The following is a 21626-nucleotide window of genomic DNA, read 5'->3' as shown; positions in this document are numbered from 1 at the left end:
CCACGGATAGGCGCCACGGCGAGAGCGGCGGATCGGCGGGGGCGTGCGGGGGCTGGATCACGCACGGATTATCCCTGCCGATAGCGCGTGGTCCGCCCTCTTGCGCAGCCGTGGCGGCAGCCCATCAGGGTTTGTCGCCGCCGTCCGAGCCGCCCTGCTGCCCCAGCACCTCCGCCTGCTCGTCCAGCACGCCCTTGACCCACAGGCGCTGCACCAGCGTCATGACAGCCACAGCCAGCGGCACCGCCAGGATGATGCCGATGAGGCCGAACAGCGTGCCGAACACCACGATGGAGAACAGGCCGATGAACGGCGGCAGCTTGACCGCGCGCCGCTGCACGAAGGGCATCAGCGCATAGCTTTCGATCTGCTGCGCCACCACCACGGCGCCCAGCGTCCACGGCAGGGTCTGCATGTCGATGGTGGAGGCGATGACCAGTGCCGGCAACGCGCCCAGGATGGGGCCGATGAAAGGCACGAAGTCGGCCAGCGCGGCGATCAGCGCCAGCGCCGCCGCCGAGGGCAACCCCAGCCACGCATAGGCGGCCCACATCATCAGGCCCATGGACAGCATCACCACGCCCTGGCCGATCAGCCACAGCCGCAGGGCGTTGCCGGTGTCGTGCATGGCGCGCAGAACGGTGACGCGGCGCGCCGGCGGCAGCAGCCGGTCCACACCGTGAACGTGCATGCGCGGGTTGGCCGCCAGGTAGATGCCGCCCACCAGCACGATGACAGGTCGGTCAGCACGCTGACGAAGGTGGAGCCGTAGCCCAGGGCGTGGCCGAGCGTGGTGCCACTGGTCGAGCGCTCCACAACGCTGCGCACGGCGTCGGCCGACAGGTCCCACTCGAAGCCCAGCCTGTCACCCAGGTTGCTGACGGCGCCGGGCAGAAGGTCGACCACATCGGCGAGCTGGCAGTACAGCTGCTGCGCAAACAGCACGCCGAAACCCACCATGCCCGCCAGCAGCGCCAACACGGCCACGGCCATGGCGGCGGCGCGCGGCAGCCGCGTCACGCGTTCCACGCCGTCGGCCAGCGCGGTGAGCAGCACGGCCACCAGCACCGACGCGAACACCAGCATCAGCACATGCGCGAGCTGATAGGCGGCCAGGCCCGCCATGACCACGCCCAGCACCATGAACAGGCGCTTCACGAAGTGCCCGTCGGCGAACGAAGGTGGTGGCGGCGCTGGCGGCATACGACTGCACGGTAACCCGCGCCCGGCCACACGCGGGTCGGACAGCACCGCTTCGCCTCGTGCGCGTGGGCGCCTGCACGACGCCTGAACCCGGTCACTGGCACCACGCGCACACAAAAACCCCGCCGAGGCGGGGTCTCGTGGTCAACCGTGGAATCGGTCGATCAGCCCATGTGCAGGCCGCCGTTGCACGAGAAGTTGGCACCGGTGGTGAAGCCGGCGTCATCGCCCGCCAGCCAGGCGACGATGGAGCCGATTTCTTCCGGCCTGCCCAGGCGCTTGACCGGGATGGTGGCGACGATCTTCTCCAGCACGTCGGGGCGAATGGCCTTGACCATGTCGGTGCCGATGTAGCCGGGGCTGACGGTGTTCACCGTAACGCCCTTGTTGGCCAGTTCCTGCGCCAGCGCCATGGCAAAGCCGTGCATGCCGGCCTTGGCGGCGGAGTAGTTGGTCTGGCCGGCCTGGCCTTTCTCGCCGTTGACCGAGCTGATCTGGATCACGCGGCCGAAGCCACGCTCGACCATGTCCGGGATGACCTGCTTGGTCACGTTGAACATGGAGTTGAGGTTGGTGTCGATCACCGCGTCCCAGTCCTCGCGCGTCATCTTCAGGAACATGCGGTCGCGCGTGATGCCGGCGTTGTTGACCAGCACGTCGATGGGGCCGTGCTCGGCCTTGGCCTTGGCGAAGGCGTCGGCGGTGGATTGCCAGTCGGCCACGTTGCCCACGCTGGCGTGGAACTCGTAGCCCTGCGCCTTCTGCTCGTCCAGCCACTTCTGGTAGTCGCGCGTGGGGCCGCAGCCGGCGATGACGGTGAAGCCTTCCTTGGCCAGGCGCTGGCAGATGGCGGTGCCGATGCCGCCCATGCCGCCGGTGACGTACGCTACTCGCTTGCTCATGTGTGTCTCCTCTTGAAACGCTTGAAACTCTGAAATTGATAGCTGTCAGCGCTGATTGGGCGGCGACAGCTGGCTAATTTACTTCAAATCCATCGAACCCGGCCGGCCTGCATGCAAGGGTTTGCGCGCATGCCGGCGGGGCCGGTCAGCGCGTGATCAGACGCGCTCCAGCGCCATGGCCACGCCCATGCCGCCGCCGATGCACAGACCGGCCAGGCCCTTCCTGGCGCCGCTGCGCTGCATCTCGTGCAGCAGCGTGACCAGGATGCGGCAGCCAGAAGCGCCGATGGGGTGGCCGATGGCGATGGCACCGCCGTTGACGTTGACCTTGGCCGGATCGGCACCCAGCAGCTTGTTGACGGCGCAGGCCTGCGCGGCGAAGGCTTCGTTCAGCTCGAACAGGTCGACGTCGCCCACGGCCCAGCCGGCGCGCTTGAGCGCTTTCTGCGATGCCGGCACGGGGCCCAGGCCCATGGTGGCGGGATCGAGCCCGCTGGTGGCGTAGCTGGCAATGCGCGCCAGCGGCGTGAGGCCCAGCGCGGCGGCCTTCTTGGCCGACATGACGACCACGGCGGCGGCGCCATCGTTGATGCCCGAGGCGTTGCCCGCCGTCACGCTGCCCGCCTTGTCGAAGGCGGGGCGCAGGCCGGCCAGGGCTTCGGCGTTGGTCTTGGTGTTGATGTACTCGTCGGTGTCGAACACCACCGGGTCGCCCTTGCGCTGCGGGATGCTGACCGGGACGATCTCGTCCTTGAACTTGCCGGCGGCCTGCGCAGCAGCGGCCTTCTTCTGGCTGTTCAGCGCCAGCTCGTCCTGCATGTCGCGCGTGATGCCTTCCTGCTTGGCCACGTTCTCGGCGGTGATGCCCATGTGGTACTGGTTGTACACGTCCCACAGGCCGTCGACGATCATGGTGTCGGCCATCTTCCAGTCGCCCATGCGCTGGCCGTCGCGGCTGCCCAGCAGCACGTGGGGCGATGCGCTCATGTTCTCCTGGCCGCCGGCCACCACGATCTCGCTGTCGCCGGTGGCGACGGCCTGCGCGGCCAGCATCACTGCCTTCAGGCCCGAGCCGCACACGGCGTTGATGGTGAGCGCCGGCGTTTCCTTGGCGATGCCGGCCTTCATCAGCGCCTGGCGCGCCGGGTTCTGGCCCACGCCAGCGGCCAGCACCTGGCCCATGATGACTTCGCCCACTTGGTCGAGGCCGACCTTGGCGCGCTCCAGCGCGGCCTTGATGGCGATGCTGCCCAGCTCGGTGGCGGGCACCTTGGCCAGCGAGCCGCCGAACTTGCCGACGCCCGTGCGTGCGGCGGAAACGATGACGATGTCTTCCATCTGCTTACTCTCCTGTTTGCTATCAAATAACGAGCTGCTTGCGCTTGCCGTGAGCCGATTTCAGTTCGTTTTATCTTGAAATCGTTGCAGGACAAGCGCAAGCCACTATCAATTCAGAAGCGGATGCGATCCGGCTTCTTCACGCCTTGGCCTTGACGTAGCGCCCCGGCGCCGGCTCGATGGCCGGGTACTGCTTGCCGTTGCCATAGGCCTTGGGTGCGGCAATCTGCTTGCCGGCGTGGCCTTTCAGCCAGCCGGCCCAGTCGTCCCACCAGCTGCCGGGTGTTTCGGTGGCGCCGGCGATCCACTCGTCGACGCTCTTGGGGAACTTGCCGTCGTCGCGCACCCAGTGGCTGCGCTTCTTGGCGGCGGGCGGGTTGATGACGCCGGCGATGTGGCCCGAGGCGCCCATCATGAAGCGCTTCTTGCCCGGCAGCACCTGCGTGCTGGCGTAGGCGCCGCCGATGGGCACGATGTGGTCCTCGCGCGAGCCGTAGATGTAGACCGGCAGGTCGAGCTTGCGCAGATCGATCTTCTCGCCGCACACCGTGACCTTGCCGGGTTGGACGAGGTTGTTCTCGAGGTAGGTGTTGCGCAGGTACCAGGCGTAGAACGGGCCCGGCAGGTTGGTGGAATCGCTGTTCCAGTACAGCAGGTCGAACGGCGGCGGCGTCTCGCCCTTCAGGTAGTTGCCGACGACGTAGTTCCACACCAGGTCGTTGGGGCGCAGGAAGCTGAACGTGCTGGCCAGGTCCTGCCCTTTCAGCATGCCGCCCTGCCCCATCTGCATCTCGCGGTAGCGCACCATGGCCTCGTCGATGAAGACGTCGAGGATGCCGGTGTCGCTGAAGTCGACCAGCGTGGTCAGCAGCGTGAGGGCCGACACGGGCTTTTCGCCGCGCGCGGCCAGCACGGCCAGCGCGGTGGTGAGGATGGTGCCGCCGACGCAGAAGCCGAGGGCGTTGATCTGCCCACCCTTCTTGTCCTGGCCGGTGATCTCCTGCACGCGGTGGATGGCCTCGATGGCGGCGTGCTCGATGTAGTCGTCCCAGGTTTTCTTCTCCATCGACGCATCGGGGTTGCGCCAGCTGACGACGAAGGTGCGGTGGCCCTGGCTGACGGCGTAGCGGATGAAGGAGTTCTCGGGCTGCAGGTCGAGGATGTAGAACTTGTTGATGCAAGGCGGCACCAGCAGAAACGGCTTTTCGTGCACCTTGTCGGTGAGCGGCTTGTATTCGATGAGCTGAAAGAACTCGTTCTCGAACACCACCGCGCCTTCGGTGGTGGCGACGTTCTTGCCGACCTCGAACAGGCTCTCGTCGGTCATCGACATGTGGCCCTGCTTGGCATCCTGCAGCATGTTGGCCACGCCTTTGGCCAGGCTGGCGCCGTGGGTTTCGATGGCTTTTGCTGCGCGTCGGCGTTGAAGGCGAGGAAGTTGCTGGGCGAGGCGGCGGCCATCCACTGCTCGACGGCGAAGCGGATGCGGTTCTTGGTCTTGAGTCGCCCTCGGCGGCCTCGGCCATCGCCATCAGCGTGCGCGAGTTGAGCAGGTACACCGCGGCGGCAAACGAGGCCAGTGGGTTCTGCGCCCAGGCATCGCCCTTGAAGCGGCGGTCCTTCAAGCTCGGGTTGGCCTGCAGGCTCTGATTCCACAGTTCGGTGGCATCGCGCACGTAGTTCTGCTGCAGTTCCATCAGCTTCTCGGGCGTGAACTTGATCTGCGGCACGTCGATGGGCGGCACGGCCTGGCCGGCGGCGTTGCCCAGATCCATGTTCTGGAACTGCTGAAAGGCCTTCAGCCAGGTTTCGGCAAAGCCCTGGCCCATGGGGTTGCCGATCATCGCCTGCGGGAAGTTGCCCGCCATTTGCTGCCACAGGTTGCTGGCCTGGTTCATGCTGTCTCCTTTGTTGTGCTTGCCGATGCGGTCATGGCCTGACGGTGCGCGGCGCCAATACCCAGTATGCGCGCCGCACGTGACACCGCCCTGACACAGCCCCAATATACGCCGAGTCGCACCGGCCGACGGCGCAGGCGGGCAAGGCCGCAGGGGCGCCGGGGCTTGGGCGGGCTGGCAACACATCAGGCCAGCCAGATGCAGGCGGCCATGCGGCCGGAGCCGCCCAGCGCAACCTGGTCGCGCCGGTACGAGAAGCAGCGCGCGGCCTGCCGCACGGTGCACCAGGCATCGCTGCCGTCGTTGCCGTACACGCGCGCCACGCCCAGCGCCGCCAGCCGGCGCCGCGCCAGCGCGGGCAGGTCGGCCAGGTATTTGCCCGCCGGCTGGGCGGCGAAGCACGCGGCGGCCCCGGCATCGGTGGCGACGAAGGCGGCACGCACCTCGGGGCCGACCTCGAAAGCCTGCGGGCCGATGCAGGGACCGAGCCATGCGATCAGCTCGATTGCTTCTTTATTGATAGCATCCTGCGCTTGATGCACGGGCGCCAGCGCCCGAAAAGACTGCAAAGTCTGCTCCAGCACGCCACCGGCCAGGCCGCGCCAGCCGGCATGCGCGGCGGCCACGGCGCTGCCTTGCGTGTCGGTGATCAGCACCGGCAGGCAGTCGGCCACCATCACGGTGCAGGCCAGGCCGGGCTGGTGGCACACGGCGGCGTCGGCGGTGGCGCCATCGGGCGTGGCGGCGTGCAGGCACAGCACGGCTGTGCCGTGCACCTGGTTCATGAACACCGGGCGCGCGCCCTGCAGGCCCTGGCGCAGCCGCGCGCGGTTGGCAGCCACGGCCTCGGGGGCGTCGCCCACGTGGTCACCCAGGTTGAAGAACTGGCGCGGCGCGGCCGATGCGCCATCGCCCGCTGCCACGCCGCGGGTGGTGAACAGCGCGCGCACGTTCGGCGGCGCCGGCCAGTCGGGGGTGAACCAGGGGTCGGGCGATGCAGGCATCAGACTGTCCTCATGCGCCGCCGGCCCTCACCCCTGCCCTCTCTCAGAGGGAGAGGGAGATTCTTTGTCACGGCGGGCGCCGCCTTCCAACGTGCGTCACCCTTCCCGCAAAGAGAAGGGGAAGCGGCGTTCGCCGCGCAGGGGATGCCCCTTATTCCGCATCGGGGCAGGCGGAGGGCTGCGCCTTCTGGAAGGCATTGAGTTGCATGCAGGCGTCGAACACGGCCATGGTGCGCGGCAGGCCGCTCAGGTCGCAGTCGAAGCGCTGGGCGTTGAAGATCTGCGGCACCAGGCAGCAATCGGCCAGCGTGGGCGTGTCGCCGTGGCTGTAGGTGCCGGGGCGCTCGGCCAGGCGCGCCTCGTACGACTGCAGGCCCAGGCGCACCCAGTGCTTGTACCAGTCGTTCTTCGCGTCGTCACTCGCCTTCAGGTCGTTGACGAGGTACTTCAACACGCGCAGGTTGTTCAGCGGGTGGATCTCGCAGGCCACGATCTGCGACAGCGCGCGCACGCGGGCGCGGCCGGCGGCGTCGGCGGGCAGCAGCGCGGGTTGCGGGTGGGTTTCGTCGAGGTATTCGATGATGGCCATCGACTGCGTCAGGCGCTGGCCGTCGTCCAGCTCCATCAGGGGCACCAGCCCTTCGGCGGTGAGGGCGGCAAACTCGGGCTGCTTCTGCTCGCCCTTGGCCAGGTGCACGGGCACGTAGTCGTAGGCCAAGCCCTTCAGGTTGAGCGCGATGCGCACGCGGAACGAGGCGGAGGAGCGGAAGTAGTTGTAGAGCTTCATGCCGCCGATTATGGCGTTGGCCCGTGGCGCCCGCCGCGCCGGCACGCATGCGGCAAGCAGCGGTCTGGCCGGGCGGCGCTACCGGGATGCAATGGCACAGGCAACATATACTCCCCATGCACCTAGCCGCCAGCGCCCGCCAAACGGGCGCTGCACAGGCATACTCCCCATAAACAACAAAGCACGCCAAGCCTGCAAGCCTGGCGTGCTTGTTCACTGGAAGGCAGGGGCGCACAGGGCGCCCCGCCCGCTCAGCGTGCCGGTGCGCCGACCGGCGTGTTGTAGGTCGGCACCGGGGCCGGCGCCGGCGCGGTGGCCACGTTGGCGCGCTCGGCCAGGAAGATCTCGACGCGGCGGTTCTGCGCGCGGCCGTCGGCGGTGGCGTTGCTGGCCACGGGCTCGCGCGAGCCACGGCCTTCGGTGCGGATGATGCGCGAGTCGGCACCGCGCGACACCAGGTAGTCGCGCACGCTGTTGGCGCGCTGCACCGACAGCGGGTCGTTGATGGCGTCGCTGCCGGTCGAATCGGCGTGGCCGACGATGAACACCTCTGTACCGGGCTGCTGGCCCAGGCCGTTGGCGAACTGGTCCAGGATCGGACGCAGGTTGGGCTGGATGTCGGCGCGGCCGGTGGCGAACGAGATGTCGTTGGGGATGTGCAGCTTGAGCTGGTTGTCCGGCGTCTGCGTGACCTGCACGCCGGTGCCGGCGGTGGCCTGCTGCATCTGCTGGCGCTTGTTCTCCATGTACTTCGACCAGGCGTATCCGCCCAGCGCGCCCACGCCTGCACCGACGGCGGCGCCGCGCCCATCGCCGATCAGGCCGCCCGCAGCGGCACCCACGCCGGCACCGATGCCGGTGTTGCGCTGGGTTTCGGTCATGTTGGCGCAGCCGGTCATCACGACGGCGGCGGCCGTGGCGGCGAGGATCAGGCCGCGGCCCGAGGTAACGATGGTCTTCATGCGAGTTTCCTTTCTTGATGCGGGCGAATCCGCGTGCGGCGGATCCGGATACGGCGGCGCGTGAATCGGCGGTTGACCCGCATTCCCTGCCACGGCTAAGGATTTAACGAGACCGCCCCGCGCACGGTTGTAGGACGCGGCCTCATGACGCAGTCAGGTGGCCAGGCCGCGCGGGTGATGCGTGACCAATTTGCGCAACAGCGCCGTCAGTTGCGCCTGCTCCTGCGCGCTCAGCGGCGCCAGCATGCGCTGCTGCACGGTTTCAACGACGGGCTTCAGCGCGGCGGCGGCCTGCTCGCCCTCGGCGGTCAGCCACAGCAGCTTGCGCCGCCGGTCGGCCTGGTCGGGCTGGCGGCGCAGCCAGCCCTGCGCTCCAGCCGGCCGATGACCGAGCCGATGGTGGCCGCATCGAACGCCACGCGCTGGGCCAGCGTGATCTGGTCGATGCCGGACTGCTCCAGCAGCGCATTGAGAATCGCGAACTGCACCGGGGTGACCGTGTGCGCCCCCACCTCCTCGGCGAAGACGGCGACGGAAATCTGGTGCGCACGCCGGATCAGGTGACCCGGCGCCTGTTCGAACTCGAAGCGGTTGGACATGGTGGCCCAGTGTAGCCACCAGCGCCCCGGCTACACTGCCGCAACGATGCATCGCCACACCATCCAGCATTGCCGCAGCTGCGGCACGGCCGTCGAATACCGCGTGCCCGACGATGGCGACACGCGCGAGCGCGCGGTGTGCCCGGCGTGCGGCACCATCCACTACGTGAACCCGCTGCTGGTGGTGGGCACCGTGCCCTACTTGGGCGACCGGGTGCTGCTGTGCAAGCGCGCCATCGAGCCGCGCCACGGCAAGTGGACGCTGCCGGCCGGCTTCATGGAAATGGGCGAGACCATGGTGCAGGGCGCCGCGCGCGAGACTGCCGAGGAAGCTGGCGCCGAGGTGGAGATGGGCGCCTTCTTCAGCGCCATGAGCATCCCGCGCGTCGGCCAAGTGCATGTGTTCTATCTGGCCCGGCTGCTGAGCGACCGGTTCGACCCGGGCCAGGAGTCGCTGGAAGCGCGCCTGTTCGCCGAGGACGAGGTGCCGTGGGACGAACTGGCCTTTACCACCGTGCGCGAAACCCTGAAGTGCTTCTTTGCCGACCACCGGCGCGGCCAGTACGGCGTGCACGACGTCGACATTGCCTGACGCCACCCCATGAACCACCCGCGGCCGGCACTGGCGCTGCTGCAACCGGGCGAGCCGTTTCCGCCGCTGTCGCAGGCCTGGCCCGAAGGCTCGCCGGCGCCGGGGCTGATCGCCGCCGGCGGCGCGCTGGACGTGCCCACGCTGGTGGCGGCGTACACCAACACCATCTTTCCCTGGTTCAGCGAGGGCGAGCCGATCCTGTGGTGGAGCCCCGACCCGCGCATGGTGCTGCAGGTGCAGCAGTTCCGGCTGCACCGCTCGCTGCGCAAGGCAATCCAGCGCTTTCGCACCGATGCCGCGTGCGAGATCCGCGTGGACACGGCGTTCGATGCCGTCATCGATGCCTGCGCCGGCGCCTGGCGGCGTGGCCAGTCGGGCACCTGGATCGGCCCCGAGATGCGCGCCGCCTACGCCGCGCTGCACCGCGCCGGGCACGCACACAGCGTGGAGACCTGGATCGACGGGCGGCTGTGCGCCGGCCTGTACTGCGTCGGCGTCGGTCGCGCGGTGTTCGGCGAATCGATGTTCACCGACGTTCCCGATGGCTCGAAGATCGCGCTGGCGGCCCTGGTCGCGCTGTGCCGCCGGCACGGGCTGCCGCTGATCGACTGCCAGCAGAACACGGCGCACCTGGCCTTCATGGGCGCCGCCGAAATGCCCCGCGCCGACTTCGCCGCCGCGGTGCAGGCACTGGTGCCCCAGCCTGCACCGGCCTGGCATTTCGAGCCCGTATACTGGAACGCATTGATGCCTCCCAGCCCCGCTGACCGGTGACGCACCTCAAGGATCTTCCGCTCCAGGCTCTGCAGTTCTACGCCACGGCACCCTACCCGTGCAGCTACCTGCCGGGCCGGCTGGCGCGCTCGCAGGTGGCCACGCCCAGCCACCTGATCAACAACGACGCGTATTCCGACCTGGTGCTGGGCGGCTTTCGGCGCAGCGGCATGTTCACCTACCGCCCCTATTGCGACGGCTGCAGCGCCTGCGTGCCGGTGCGGGTGCTGGCGCAGCAGTTCCAGCCCGACCGCAGCCAGCGCCGCGCCCGCGCGCGGCACGCCCGGCTGCAGGTGCGCGTGCTCGCTGGGCTACGTGCCCGAGCACTACCAGCTCTACCTGCGCTACCAGTCCGGCCGCCACACCGGCGGCGGCATGGACCACGACAGCGTGGACCAGTACACCCAGTTCCTGCTGCAGAGCAACGTCAACTCGCGGCTGGTGGAGTTTCGCGAGCCAGGCTTGGACGGCGCGCCGGGACGCCTGCGCATCGTGTCCATCGTCGACGTGCTGAACGACGGGCTCTCGGCCGTCTATACCTTCTATGAGCCCGATGCGCGCGCCAGCTACGGCACCTACAGTATCCTGTGGCAGATCGAGCAGGCCCAGGCGCTGAACCTGCCCTATGTGTACCTGGGCTACTGGATCGAGGGCAGCGGCAAGATGGCCTACAAGGCGCGCTTTCAGCCGCTGGAGCGGCTGGAGCAGGGCCAGTGGCGGCGCGCCACCGGCGCCTCGGCACTGCTGGCGCCCACCGCCTGAGCCGCGCGGAGCCCTCGCATGCGCCGATCCCGCCCCGACACCCACCAGACGCCGACCATCCAGGTGATCGAGCGCATGTTCGCGCTGATCGACGTGCTGGCGTCGCGCCAGGAGCCGATGTCGCTCAAGGAGATCAGCGAGCAGACCGGCCTGCACCCGTCCACCACGCACCGCATCCTGAACGACCTGACCATCGGCCGTTTCGTCGACCGGCCCGAGGCCGGCAGCTACCGGCTGGGCATGCGCCTGCTGGAGCTGGGCAATCTGGTGAAGGCGCGGCTGTCGGTGCGCGATGCCGCGCTGGCGCCCATGCGCGAGCTGCACCGCCTGATCCAGCAGCCGGTGAACCTGAGCGTGCGCCAGGGCGACGAGATCGTCTACATCGAGCGCGCCTACAGCGAGCGCTCCGGCATGCAGGTGGTGCGCGCCATCGGTGGCCATGCGCCGCTGCACCTCACGTCCACCGGCAAGCTGTTCCTGGCCGCCGACGAGCTGCAGCGCGTGCGCGCCTACGCCACGCGCACCGGGCTGGCCGGGCACACGCGCAACAGCATCACGCAGTTGCCGGTGCTGGAACGCGAACTGATCTCGGCCCGCCAGTCGGGCGTGGCCCACGACAACGAAGAGCTGGAGCTGGGCGTGCGCTGCATGGCCGCCGGCATCTACGACGACCAGGGCAAGCTGGTGGCGGGCCTGTCGATTTCGGCCCCCGCGGACCGGCTGGACGACGCCTGGCTCGGCAAGCTCAAGCAGACGGCGCAGCAGATCTCGATCGCCCTCGGCCACGACGAGCGCGCCTGAGGGCGCCCGCCTTCATTTTTGGATGATATTGGACTGAAAACTGCGCCCATCAAGCGCCAAAAGCTATTAATAAAATAGCGACTAGCAACTCAACCAGCGTAGGCATTGCCGGCGGCGGTGGTGAGTGGGCGCTGCTCCTCCACCCAGCGGCGCACGCGCTCGGCGTCGGCCAGGCGGCTGTACTTGCCGCTGGAATCCAGGAACACCATGATCAGCTTGCGGCCCGCCACCTGCGCCTGCATCACCAGGCACTGGCCGGCCTCGGAGATGTAGCCGGTCTTCTGCAACCCGATGCGCCAGTCGGGGCTGTGCACCAGGCGGTTGGTGTTGTTGTACTGCAGCACGCGGCTGCCCACGGCCACCTCGTAACCGTGCGAGGTGGACAACTGGCGCAGCAGCGGATCCTGCGACGCGGTGTTCACCAGCGTGGCCAGGTCGAACGCGCTGGAGCGGTTGCCACTGGACAGGCCCGTGGGCTCCACGTAGCGCGTGTCCTTCATGCCCAGCATGATGGCGCGCGCGTTCATCAGGCCGACGAAGCGCTGCAGGCCACCCGGAAAGGTGCGGCCCAGCGCGTGCGCGGCGCGGTTCTCGCTCGACATCAGGGCCAGGTGCATCAGCTCGCCGCGCGTCAGCGTGGTGCCGACGGCCAGGCGCGAGCGGCTGCCCTTCTCGGTGTCGATGTCTTCCTCGGTGATGGTGATCATCTCGTCCAGCGGCAGGCGCGCGTCGGACACGATCAGCCCGGTCATCAGCTTGGTGAGCGAGGCGATGGGCAGCACGGCGTGGTCGTTCTTGCTGAACAGCACCTCGTGCGAATCCTGGTCCATCACCAGCGCCACGCTGGATTTCAGCTCCAGCGGGTCGTCCACCGCCCGCAGGCCGGCCATCTGGCCGAACGACAGGCGCGCCGGGCGCACCTCTTGCGGCGCATGGGCCGCCACCGGGCGCAGCGACAGGCGGGTTTCCTGGGCGGCCACGCGGGTGACCCGCTCTTCGGCGCGATTGTTCTTGGCCGCCAAGGTGCGCTGCACGCGCTCCTTGCCGCGCGCCACCTGCTGCTTGCCGCCCTGGCGCTGGGCCACGTTGCGTTGGCCGGATTTCTGCCCGCGCGGGCCCGCCTTGGCGGTCGTTGCCTCGGCCTTGCCGCCCTTGCCTTTGGCCGCCGCTTGGCGCGCCGGCGCTTCCTTCTTGCCGCGTGCGTCGGCCTTGGTCGTTTTTGGGCTGCAGCCTTGGGCGCCGCCGCCGCCGCCGACTTGGCCTTGGCGGATGCGCGGGTTTCGGCGGCTTTGGCCGGTTTCTTGGCCGGCGCGGCCGTGGCCGGCACCAGCACGGCGAGGCTCAGCACCAGACCTGCAGAAGCCAGGCCCACCCCACGCCACCAAGGCGCCAACCGTTGTCTGAGCGCACCACGCATCGCTTTTCCCCAAACCAGAACCACCAATGGCGAGCAAGTGTACTGAAACAGAAAAAGGGATGCAATATCATTGACTTGCATCCCTTTCCTAAGGCACTGTGTTAAATAACAGTGGCAATATCAGCCTTGTGCCGCCACACGGTCAGATTTGTCGTGTAACTTGTTGAGGGCACTCAGATATGCCTTCGCAGACGCGACGATGATGTCGGGGTCGGCCCCCACACCATTGACCACCCGGCCCGAGCTTTGCAGCCGCACCGTGACCTCGCCCTGGCTCTCGGTCGAACCGCTGATGGCGTTGACCGAATACAGCACCATTTCGGCCCCGCTTTGCACGTGCGACTCGATGGCTTTCAACGATGCATCCACCGGGCCGTTGCCCTGTGACTGCCCGCGCACCTCGTCGCCGCCCACGGTGAACACGATCTCGGCCTGCGGCATCTCGCCGGTTTCGCTGTGCTGCGCCAGCGAGATGAAACCGTAGTGCTCCTTCTCGGCGGTCACGCTCTCGTCGCCCACCAGTGCCAGGATGTCTTCGTCGAAGATCTCGCTCTTGCGGTCGGCCAGTTCCTTGAACTTGGCGAACGCGGCCATGATCTCGCCCTCGGATTCGAGCATCACGCCCAGTTCCTGCAGGCGCTGCTTGAAGGCGTTGCGGCCGCTGAGCTTGCCCAGCACGATCTTGTTGGCGCTCCAGCCCACGTCTTCGGCGCGCATGATCTCGTAGGTGTCGCGCGCCTTCAGCACGCCGTCCTGGTGGATGCCGCTGGCGTGCGCGAAGGCGTTGGCGCCCACCACGGCCTTGTTGGGCTGCACCACGAAGCCGGTGACCGAGCTGACCATCTTGCTGGCCGGCACGATCTGCGAGGTGTCGATGCCCACTTCCAGGCCGAAGTAGTCCTTGCGCGTCTTCACCGCCATCACGATTTCTTCGAGCGAGCAGTTGCCGGCGCGCTCGCCCAGGCCGTTGATGGTGCACTCCACCTGCCGCGCGCCGCCCACCTTCACGCCGGCCAGGCTGTTGGCCACGGCCATGCCCAGGTCGTTGTGGCAGTGCACCGACCAGATGGCCTGGTCGCTGTTGGGCACTTTCTCGCGCAGGGTCTTGATGAAGTTGCCGTACAGCTCGGGGATGGCGTAGCCCACGGTGTCGGGGATGTTGATGGTGGTGGCGCCCTCCTTGATCACGGCCTCGCAGATGCGGGCCAGGAAGTCGATGTCGCTGCGGTAGCCGTCCTCGGCGCTGAACTCGATGTCGCCCATCAGGTTGCGCGCGAAGCGCACGGCCAGCTTGGCCTGCTCGAACACCTCGTCGGGCGTCATGCGCAGCTTCTTCTCCATGTGCAGCGGGCTGGTGGCGATGAAGGTGTGGATGCGGCCGCGGTTGGCGCCCTTCAGCGCCTCGGCGGCGCGGGCGATGTCGCGGTCGTTGGCGCGCGAGAGCGAGCACACCGTCGAATCCTTGATCGCCTCGGCGATGGCCTTGACGCACTCGAAGTCGCCGTTCGACGATGCCGCGAAGCCGGCCTCGATCACGTCCACCTTCAGGCGCTCGAGCTGGCGCGCAATGCGCAGCTTCTCGTCGCGCGTCATGCTGGCGCCGGGCGACTGCTCGCCGTCGCGCAAGGTGGTGTCGAAGATGATGAGCTTGTCGGTCATGGGGTTCTCCAGATAAACGATGAGGTGAGGACCTGCGAGCGAAAAACGTTCAAGAACAAAAAGGCCCGCTGCAGGTGCAAACGGGCCTTTACAGGAAAAAGTCGCGCGCGCTACTGATCCCGCCCGTTCGGCGTTGCCAGTAGTAGAGCCAGCGACTTGTTCATAGGGGAAGAAATGTAGCACAGGAAATGCCGCGGGCGCACGTTGGTGGTTTCACCAGCGGCGCTTCAGTCCTCGTGCAGCCCGCGCTCGTCGGGCTCGTCGGTCGAGGTGCTGACGATGCTGGCGTGCTGCCCTTGGCGCGCCGCCACGCGTAGATGACGTAGCCCGACAGCGCATAGCCCACGAACAGCACGAACAGCATGGTGGCCGGCTCGATGCTGATCACCGCGAACAGCAGCGCCACCAGCACCAGCACCACGAAGGGCACGCTGCGCCGGCCGCCGAAATCCTTGAAGCTGTAGTACGGAATGTTGGTGACCATCGTCAGGCCGGCGAACAGGGTGACGGCAAAGGTGGTCCACGCCAGGTCGGCGCGGGCAATCGGCTCGCCGCCGAACACCGACATCAGCGCGCGGAACAGCGGCACCTCGCGGTGCGCGATCAGCATGGCGCTGGTCAGCCAGATGAAGCCCGCCACCAGCGCGGCCGCGGCCGGCGAGGGCAGGCCCTGGAAAAAGCGCTTGTCGACCACCGAGGTGTTGACGTTGAAGCGCGCCAGCCGCAGCGCCGCGCAGGCGCAGTAGACGAAGGCGGCGATCCAGCCCCAGCGGCCCAGCGGGCGCAGCGCCCATTCATACGCCAGCAGCGCGGGCGCGGCGCCGAAGCTGACCATGTCGGCCAGCGAGTCCATCTGCTCGCCGAAGGCGCTTTGCGTGCCGGTCATGCGCGCCACGCGACCGTCCAGGCTGTCGAGCACCATGGCGGCGAAGATGCCGGTGGTGGCCAGGTCGAAGCGCCCGTTCATCGCCATCACGATGCCGTAGAAACCGCCGAACAGCGCGGCCAGCGTGAACAGGTTGGGCAGCACGTAGATGCCCTTGCGACGGCGGCGCACGACGGGCGCCGGCTCGTCGGCACCGGAGGGCTGGGAACGCTGTGGATCAGTCATCAAATCGGGTTTTGCGCCCGCCAGTCAAGCACGAGCAGCTACAAATAAATGAGTATCGACCGGCACTTCCAGCCGGCATCACCTCAGTGTAACGAATCGCTTTAACGACGAAGGCCACGCGAGCGTGGCCTTCGTCCGCATCACTGCAGTGATCGGTTCAGCGATCAGTTGCGGGTCTGGTCGACCAGCTTGTTCTTGGCGATCCAGGGCATCATGGCGCGCAGCTTGCCACCCACCACTTCGATGCTGTGGTCGGCCGTGTTGCGGCGGCGGGCCGTCATGCTGGGGTAGTTCAGGCGGCCTTCCTGGATGAACATCTTGGCGTATTCGCCGTTCTGGATGCGCTTGAGCGCGTGGCGCATGGCGGCGCGCGACTGCTCGTTGATCACCTCGGGGCCGGTCACGTACTCGCCGTACTCGGCGTTGTTGCTGATCGAGTAGTTCATGTTGGCGATGCCGCCCTCGTAGATCAGGTCGACGATCAGCTTCAGCTCGTGCAGGCACTCGAAGTAGGCCATCTCGGGCGCGTAGCCGGCCTCGACCAGCGTCTCGTAGCCCATCTTGATCAGCTCGACAGCGCCGCCGCACAGCACGGCCTGTTCGCCGAACAGGTCGGTCTCGGTCTCTTCCTTGAAGTTGGTCTCGATGATGCCGGCCTTGCCGCCGCCGTTGGCCATGGCGTAGCTCAGCGCCAGGTCACGCGCCTTGCCGCTCTTGTCCTGGTGCACCGCCACCAGGTGGGGCACGCCGCCGCCCTGGGTGTAGGTGTTGCGCACGGTATGGCCGGGCGCCTTGGGCGCGACCATCCACACGTCGAGGTCGTCGCGCGGCACGACCTGGTTGTAGTGCACGTTGAAGCCGTGGGCGAAGGCGAGCGAGGCGCCCTTCTTGATGTTCGGCGCCACGTTGTTGGTGTAGACCTCGGCGATCTGCTCGTCGGGCAGCAGGATCATCACCACGTCGGCGGCCTTCACGGCGTCGTTGACTTCCATCACCGTCAGGCCGGCCTTCTCGACCTTGGGCCAGCTGGCGCCGCCCTTGCGCAGGCCTACCACGACCTTGACGCCCGAGTCGTTCAGGTTCTGCGCGTGCGCATGGCCCTGCGAGCCGTAGCCGATGATGGCGACGGTCTTCCCTTGATCAGGCTCAGGTCGCAGTCTTTGTCGTAGAAAACTTTCACGTGGTTTCTCCTTAGGTCACTTGATTGCTATATAAACATGAGCTTACAGCGCCCGTCAGGTGGGCGCTGCAGCCTCAAATCCTCAACAGTCGCTCGCCGCGCCCGATGCCGCTGGCGCCGGTGCGCACGGTTTCCAGGATGGCCGACTTGTCGATGGCGTTCAGGAAGGCGTCGTGCTTGGTCTGGTCGCCCGTCAACTCGATGGTGTAGCTCTTGTCGGTCACGTCGATGATGTGGCCGCGGAAGATGTCGACCATGCGCTTCATCTCCTCGCGCTCCTTGCCGACGGCGCGCACCTTCACCATCATGTGCTCGCGCTCGATGTAGGCGCCTTCGGTCAGGTCGACCACCTTCACCACCTCGATCAGGCGGTTCAGGTGCTTGGTGATCTGCTCGATCACCTCGTCGGAGCCGCGCGTCTGGATCGTCATGCGCGAGAGGCTTTCGTCCTCGGTCGGCGCGACGATGAGCGATTCGATGTTGTAGCCACGGGCCGAGAACAGCCCCACCACGCGGGACAGCGCGCCCGCTTCGTTTTCGATCAGAACGGCAATGATGTGTTTCATGGGATTCCTCTTCTCGCCGCCCTCCCCGCAGCCGGTAAGCGGCGGGCTTGGCGGGCAATAGATTCGTCTGGGGAAATCTGATTGATATTAAAAATATAGCTGCTTGCGCCCGTAAGCAAAGGATTTCATACTATTTTCTCTTGAAACCCTTGCTGGACAAGCGCAACCAACTATGAATTAATGAGCGCCCGGCATGCATGCGCCAGCCGGATGCGCCATCGCTTCAAAGGTCTTCCACCCCCAGCAGCATCTCGGTGATGCCCTTGCCAGCCTGCACCATGGGGAAGACGTTTTCCGTCGGGTCGGTGCGGAAGTCCATGAACACGGTGCGGTCCTTGAGCTTGCGCGCCTCGCGCAGCGCCGGCTCCACGTCCTGCGGCCGCTCGATCAGCATGCCGACGTGGCCATAGGCCTCGGCCAGCTTCACGAAGTTGGGCAGCGCGTCCATGTAGCTGTGGCTGTAGCGGCCGGAGTATTCGATCTCCTGCCACTGGCGCACCATGCCCAGGTAGCGGTTGTTCAGCGCCAGAATCTTGATCGGCGTGTTGTACTGCAGGCAGGTGGACAGCTCCTGGATGCACATCTGCACCGAACCCTCGCCCGTCACGCAATACACCTCGCTCTCGGGTTTGGCCAGCTTGATGCCCATGGCGTAGGGAATGCCCACGCCCATGGTGCCCAGGCCGCCGGAGTTGATCCAGCGGCGCGGCTCGTTGAACTTGTAGAACTGCGCTGCCCACATCTGGTGCTGGCCGACGTCGGACGTGACGTAGGCATCGGCGTCCTTGGTCATATCCCACAGCGTCTCGATGACCTTCTGCGGCTTGATGACGTCGGTGTTGGCGCGGTCGTACTTCAGGCAGTCGCGGCTGCGCCAGCCCTCAATGGTCTTCCACCAGTCGGCCAGCGCGGCCTCATCGGGCTTGCTGCCGGCTTCGCGGATCATGCCGATCATCTCGGTCAGCACGTCTTTCACGTCGCCGACGATGGGCACGTCGACCTTCACGCGCTTGGAGATGCTGGACGGGTCGATGTCGATGTGGATGATCTTGCGCTCGTTCTGCGCGAAGTGCTTGGGGTTGCCGATCACGCGGTCGTCGAAGCGGGCGCCCACGGCCAGCAGCACGTCGCAGTTCTGCATGGCGTTGTTGGCTTCCCAGGTGCCGTGCATGCCCAGCATGCCGACAAAGCGCCGGTCGGTGGCCGGGAAGGCGCCCAGGCCCATCAGCGTGTTGGTGACCGGGTAGTTGAGCAGATCGACCAGGGCGCGCAGTTCGTCCGTCGCATTGGCCAGCAGCACGCCGCCGCCGGTGTAGATGTAGGGGCGCTTGGCGCTCATCAGCAGCTGCAGCGCCTTGCGGATCTGGCCGCTGTGGCCCTTGCGCACCGGGTTGTACGAGCGCATTTCCACGCTCTCGGGGTAGCCCTTGTAGGGCACCTTGTTGAACGACACGTCCTTCGGCACGTCCACCACCACCGGGCCGGGGCGGCCCGAGCGCGCGATGTGGAAGGCCTTCTTCATCACCTCGGCCATGTCGTGCGCGTCCTTGACCAGGAAGTTGTGCTTGACGATGGGGCGCGTGATGCCCACGGTGTCGCATTCCTGGAAGGCGTCCTGCCCGATGGCGGTGGTGGAGACCTGGCCGGTGATGACCACCAGCGGAATCGAATCCATGTAGGCGGTGGCGATGCCGGTGATGGCGTTGGTGACGCCGGGGCCGGAGGTGACCAGCGCCACGCCCACGTCACCCGTGGCGCGCGCAAAGCCGTCGGCGGCGTGCACGGCGGCCTGCTCGTGGCGCACCAGCACGTGCTGGATGGTGTCCTGCCTGTAGAACGCGTCGTAGATGTGCAGCGCTGCGCCGCCGGGGTAGCCCCAGACGAATTTCACGCCCTCGGCCTGCAGGGCCTTGACGAGGATTTCAGCACCACGGAGTTCGGAGGAGTCGCTGCCGGCGGATGCGGCGGCGGCCGATTTGAGTTCGGCTTTGGAGATTTCCATTTTTGATCAACCTTTCGAGAATTTCTCTGACGAAATACCTTGGGTGCCCCTTGCCAGCCCTTGTGAGGCCGCTTCAGGACTTGAGGCCATGCGCCATGGGCCGGGACTGCTTTCCCGCCGGACGATGACCCGTTTGCCTTTTTGACTGCAATGCGGATTATCGCACTGCAACATGGCCAGCGCCAGCGCCAGCCGCGAATCTGTGGCGGCCGGGTGCCATAATCGCGGCCAGAAAGAGGGATGGGCGCCGCCGAAGGCGCGTCCACCACGCCGCAGTCACTGCGCCACCGCCGCCCTGTCGTTCGACGTCCTTGGCCACCGAACAAGAACTCTCCGATTTCCTCAAAAGCGTCGAGAAGCGGGCGTTCAAGCGCACCGTCTACCACGTGCGCGACGAGGATGCAGCACTCGACATCGTGCAGGACAGCATGATGAAGCTGGCCGAGCACTACGGCGACAAGCCGCCGGCCGAGCTGCCGCTGCTGTTCCAGCGCATCCTGTCCAACAGCACGCTGGACTGGTTCCGCCGCCAGAAGACACGCAACGCCCTGTTCTCGAACATGAGCGACTTCGAGTCGCCCGACGGCGATGGGGATTTCGACCTGCTGGAAGCCTTTGCCGGCGCCTCGGATTCGCAGCAGATCGAAAGCGCCGAGGATTCGACGCGCCGCGCCGAGATCCTGCGGGAGATCGAGTTACAGATACAGGCCCTTCCCAACCGTCAACGCGAGGCGTTTCTGATGCGTTACTGGGAGGAAATGGATGTTGCCGAAACGGCGGCTGCCATGGGGTGCTCGGAAGGCAGTGTCAAGACGCACTGCTCGCGTGCGGTCCAGGCGCTGGCCAAGGCACTGCGAGCCAGGGGAATCCTGCCATGAACACCAACTACAGCCAACAGCACACCGATACCCTGCACAACCGTTTCGGCTTGCGCGTGGCCGCGCGCCTTTCGGCCGGTGCCGAGGCGCTGCCGCACGACATCGGCGAGCGCCTGCGTGCGGCGCGCGAACAGGCGCTGGCGCGGCGCAGGCAGCCGGTGGCGCTGGTGCGCCAGCGTGCCGCCAGCGCCGTGTCGCGCAGCGGCGACACCGCCACGCTCGGCCTGGGCGACGACGGCCTGGGCTTCTGGGGCCGCCTGGCCTCGGGCATGCTGGTGCTGGTCGTGGCGGCCGGCCTCGTCACCATCAACCTGGTGCAGGACGACGACCGCACCGCCGAAGTGGCCGAACTGGACGCCGCCCTGCTGACCGACGACCTGCCGCCCGAGGCGTACGCCGATCCGGGCTTTCTGCAATACCTGAAGTCCAGCAAGGGAGCACAGGGCAGCGTCACCCGTTAAGCTGTGGCCATCGCCCCTTCGCCACGCCCATGCGCCCCATCCTGCCGGTCCTGCTCGTCGCTCTCAGCACCCTGATGCTGACTTCGGCGTGGGCGCAGGCCCCGGCTGAAGCCACCCTGACTGCCCAGGCCGGCAGCATGATCGCCTGGCGCAGCCTGACCTCGGAGCAGCAGGCCGCGCTGCAGCCGCTCAGCAAGCTCTGGCCCACCATGGGGGCCGACCAGCAACGCAAATGGGTGGCGCTGGTCGACAACTTCAACCGCATGTCGCCCGACGAGCGCGCCACGCTGCAAAGCCGCATGACCGAATGGGCCAACCTGACCCCGGCGCAGCGCACGCAGGCGCGGCTCAATTTCGGCGAGGTGCGCCGCGTGCCCGCCGACGAAAGGCGCGCCAAATGGGAGGAATACCAGGCCCTGCCGGTCGAGGAGCGCGAGCGCCTGGCCAACGACCGGCCCAAGCCGCCCGCCGGTGCCGCACCCGCGCTGCGGCCGGCGCCGGCCGATCGCCTGCTGCGCCCCACGCGCCCGCCCGTGCCGGTGGCCACGCCTACCGGGCCGGCACCTGCCACCACGGCGCAGCCGGCGCCGCCCGTGAATCGCCATACACTTCTGCCCCAGCCGCCCGCATCGGCGCCCGAGCCGCAGCGCTGAACCGCCGACAGGCGGCCGGCATCCTGCCCGCCGCCCCAGAAGTCTCCTGTCGCATGAATTCATCCGCCGCTCCGGCC

At 67.3% G+C, this 21626-nt stretch carries 18 protein-coding genes and 4 pseudogenes; 7 read left to right on the top strand and 15 right to left on the bottom strand.

Annotated features, from left to right (window positions below):
• Positions 1 to 124 precede the first annotated feature (124 nt).
• The 9 genes and pseudogenes from H0I39_RS15880 to H0I39_RS15840 form a co-directional block, all read right to left on the bottom strand.
• Positions 125 to 691, bottom strand: coding sequence for an AI-2E family transporter (locus tag H0I39_RS15880; RefSeq protein WP_257645831.1), 567 nt, complete (start codon positions 689 to 691; stop codon positions 125 to 127).
• On the bottom strand, positions 592 to 1251 hold the full coding sequence (locus tag H0I39_RS15875) for an AI-2E family transporter (RefSeq protein ID WP_180551134.1): 660 nt from the start codon (positions 1249 to 1251) through the stop codon (positions 592 to 594). Before H0I39_RS15875 ends, H0I39_RS15880 begins: the two co-directional genes overlap by 100 nt.
• 116 nt (positions 1252 to 1367) lie before the next feature.
• On the bottom strand, positions 1368 to 2105 hold the full coding sequence (gene phbB, locus H0I39_RS15870; protein WP_180551133.1) for an acetoacetyl-CoA reductase: 738 nt from the start codon (positions 2103 to 2105) through the stop codon (positions 1368 to 1370).
• A 156-nt stretch (positions 2106 to 2261) separates the two neighbouring features.
• Positions 2262 to 3443 carry an acetyl-CoA C-acetyltransferase gene (locus H0I39_RS15865; protein WP_180551132.1) on the bottom strand — a complete coding sequence of 394 codons (1182 nt, stop codon included), beginning with the start codon at positions 3441 to 3443 and terminating at the stop codon, positions 2262 to 2264.
• A gap of 139 nt (positions 3444 to 3582) precedes the next feature.
• Positions 3583 to 5287 (bottom strand): annotated as a pseudogene (gene phaC, locus H0I39_RS15860) (class I poly(R)-hydroxyalkanoic acid synthase).
• Positions 5288 to 5526: 239 nt separating this feature from the next.
• Positions 5527 to 6345: a peptidoglycan editing factor PgeF gene (pgeF, locus tag H0I39_RS15855; protein WP_180551131.1), complete on the bottom strand. Its 819-nt coding sequence runs from the start codon at positions 6343 to 6345 to the stop codon at positions 5527 to 5529.
• A 151-nt stretch (positions 6346 to 6496) separates the two neighbouring features.
• Positions 6497 to 7132: a maleylacetoacetate isomerase gene (gene maiA, locus H0I39_RS15850; RefSeq protein ID WP_180551130.1), complete on the bottom strand. Its 636-nt coding sequence runs from the start codon at positions 7130 to 7132 to the stop codon at positions 6497 to 6499.
• A 251-nt stretch (positions 7133 to 7383) separates the two neighbouring features.
• On the bottom strand, positions 7384 to 8094 hold the full coding sequence (locus H0I39_RS15845; protein WP_180551129.1) for a YiaD family glycine zipper/OmpA-like lipoprotein: 711 nt from the start codon (positions 8092 to 8094) through the stop codon (positions 7384 to 7386).
• A gap of 308 nt (positions 8095 to 8402) precedes the next feature.
• Positions 8403 to 8693 (bottom strand): MarR family winged helix-turn-helix transcriptional regulator, encoded by a 291-nt coding sequence (locus H0I39_RS15840; protein ID WP_257645830.1) that lies wholly within the window; start codon positions 8691 to 8693, stop codon positions 8403 to 8405.
• 46 nt (positions 8694 to 8739) lie between these two features.
• Between H0I39_RS15840 and H0I39_RS15835 the strand changes: the two genes are divergently transcribed.
• The 4 genes and pseudogenes from H0I39_RS15835 to H0I39_RS15820 all read left to right on the top strand — a co-directional run bounded on the left by H0I39_RS15835 (position 8740) and on the right by H0I39_RS15820 (position 11622).
• Entirely contained in the window at positions 8740 to 9285 is a 546-nt protein-coding gene (locus tag H0I39_RS15835; protein ID WP_180551128.1) for an NUDIX hydrolase, read from the top strand.
• Positions 9286 to 9294: 9 nt separating this feature from the next.
• Positions 9295 to 10059, top strand: a complete 765-nt coding sequence (gene aat, locus H0I39_RS15830) for a leucyl/phenylalanyl-tRNA--protein transferase (RefSeq protein ID WP_180551127.1) — start codon at positions 9295 to 9297, stop codon at positions 10057 to 10059.
• Positions 10056 to 10821 (top strand): annotated as a pseudogene (locus H0I39_RS15825) (arginyltransferase). The gene aat and the pseudogene H0I39_RS15825 overlap by 4 nt, the downstream one beginning before the upstream one ends.
• A gap of 18 nt (positions 10822 to 10839) precedes the next feature.
• On the top strand, positions 10840 to 11622 hold the full coding sequence (locus H0I39_RS15820; RefSeq protein WP_180551126.1) for an IclR family transcriptional regulator: 783 nt from the start codon (positions 10840 to 10842) through the stop codon (positions 11620 to 11622).
• Between the two features lie 89 nt (positions 11623 to 11711).
• Here the strand turns inward: H0I39_RS15820 and H0I39_RS15815 are convergent, their stop codons facing one another.
• The 6 genes and pseudogenes from H0I39_RS15815 to H0I39_RS15790 form a co-directional block, all read right to left on the bottom strand.
• Positions 11712 to 12707: a serine hydrolase gene (locus H0I39_RS15815; protein ID WP_308645872.1), complete on the bottom strand. Its 996-nt coding sequence runs from the start codon at positions 12705 to 12707 to the stop codon at positions 11712 to 11714.
• 452 nt (positions 12708 to 13159) lie between these two features.
• Positions 13160 to 14698, bottom strand: coding sequence for a 2-isopropylmalate synthase (locus tag H0I39_RS15810; RefSeq protein ID WP_180551125.1), 1539 nt, complete (start codon positions 14696 to 14698; stop codon positions 13160 to 13162).
• A gap of 227 nt (positions 14699 to 14925) precedes the next feature.
• Positions 14926 to 15809, bottom strand: a pseudogene (gene pssA / locus H0I39_RS15805) (CDP-diacylglycerol--serine O-phosphatidyltransferase).
• 164 nt (positions 15810 to 15973) lie between these two features.
• Positions 15974 to 16989, bottom strand: a pseudogene (gene ilvC / locus H0I39_RS15800) (ketol-acid reductoisomerase).
• A gap of 74 nt (positions 16990 to 17063) precedes the next feature.
• Positions 17064 to 17555: an acetolactate synthase small subunit gene (gene ilvN / locus H0I39_RS15795; RefSeq protein WP_180551124.1), complete on the bottom strand. Its 492-nt coding sequence runs from the start codon at positions 17553 to 17555 to the stop codon at positions 17064 to 17066.
• Positions 17556 to 17778: 223 nt separating this feature from the next.
• Positions 17779 to 19557, bottom strand: a complete 1779-nt coding sequence (locus H0I39_RS15790; RefSeq protein WP_180551123.1) for an acetolactate synthase 3 catalytic subunit — start codon at positions 19555 to 19557, stop codon at positions 17779 to 17781.
• Positions 19558 to 19868: 311 nt separating this feature from the next.
• Between H0I39_RS15790 and H0I39_RS15785 the strand changes: the two genes are divergently transcribed.
• Genes H0I39_RS15785 through H0I39_RS15775 form a run of 3 tightly spaced genes read left to right on the top strand, consistent with a single transcriptional unit; the run spans position 19869 to position 21549 of the window.
• Entirely contained in the window at positions 19869 to 20435 is a 567-nt protein-coding gene (locus H0I39_RS15785) for an RNA polymerase sigma factor (protein WP_180551122.1), read from the top strand.
• Positions 20432 to 20896: a DUF3619 family protein gene (locus H0I39_RS15780; RefSeq protein ID WP_180551121.1), complete on the top strand. Its 465-nt coding sequence runs from the start codon at positions 20432 to 20434 to the stop codon at positions 20894 to 20896. The genes H0I39_RS15785 and H0I39_RS15780 overlap by 4 nt, the downstream gene beginning before the upstream one ends.
• Positions 20897 to 20925: 29 nt before the next feature.
• The gene (locus H0I39_RS15775) at positions 20926 to 21549 is read left to right on the top strand and encodes a DUF3106 domain-containing protein (protein ID WP_180551120.1); all 624 of its coding nucleotides are present in this window, start codon (positions 20926 to 20928) and stop codon (positions 21547 to 21549) included.
• The last annotated feature ends 77 nt before the right edge of the window (positions 21550 to 21626 follow it).

Origin of the sequence: Ottowia beijingensis (genome assembly GCF_013423955.1) — a bacterium.
GTDB lineage: Bacteria > Pseudomonadota > Gammaproteobacteria > Burkholderiales > Burkholderiaceae_C > Ottowia > Ottowia beijingensis.
Note: the sequence above shows the minus strand (reverse complement) of the source record. Positions and strands in the feature narration are given on the sequence as shown.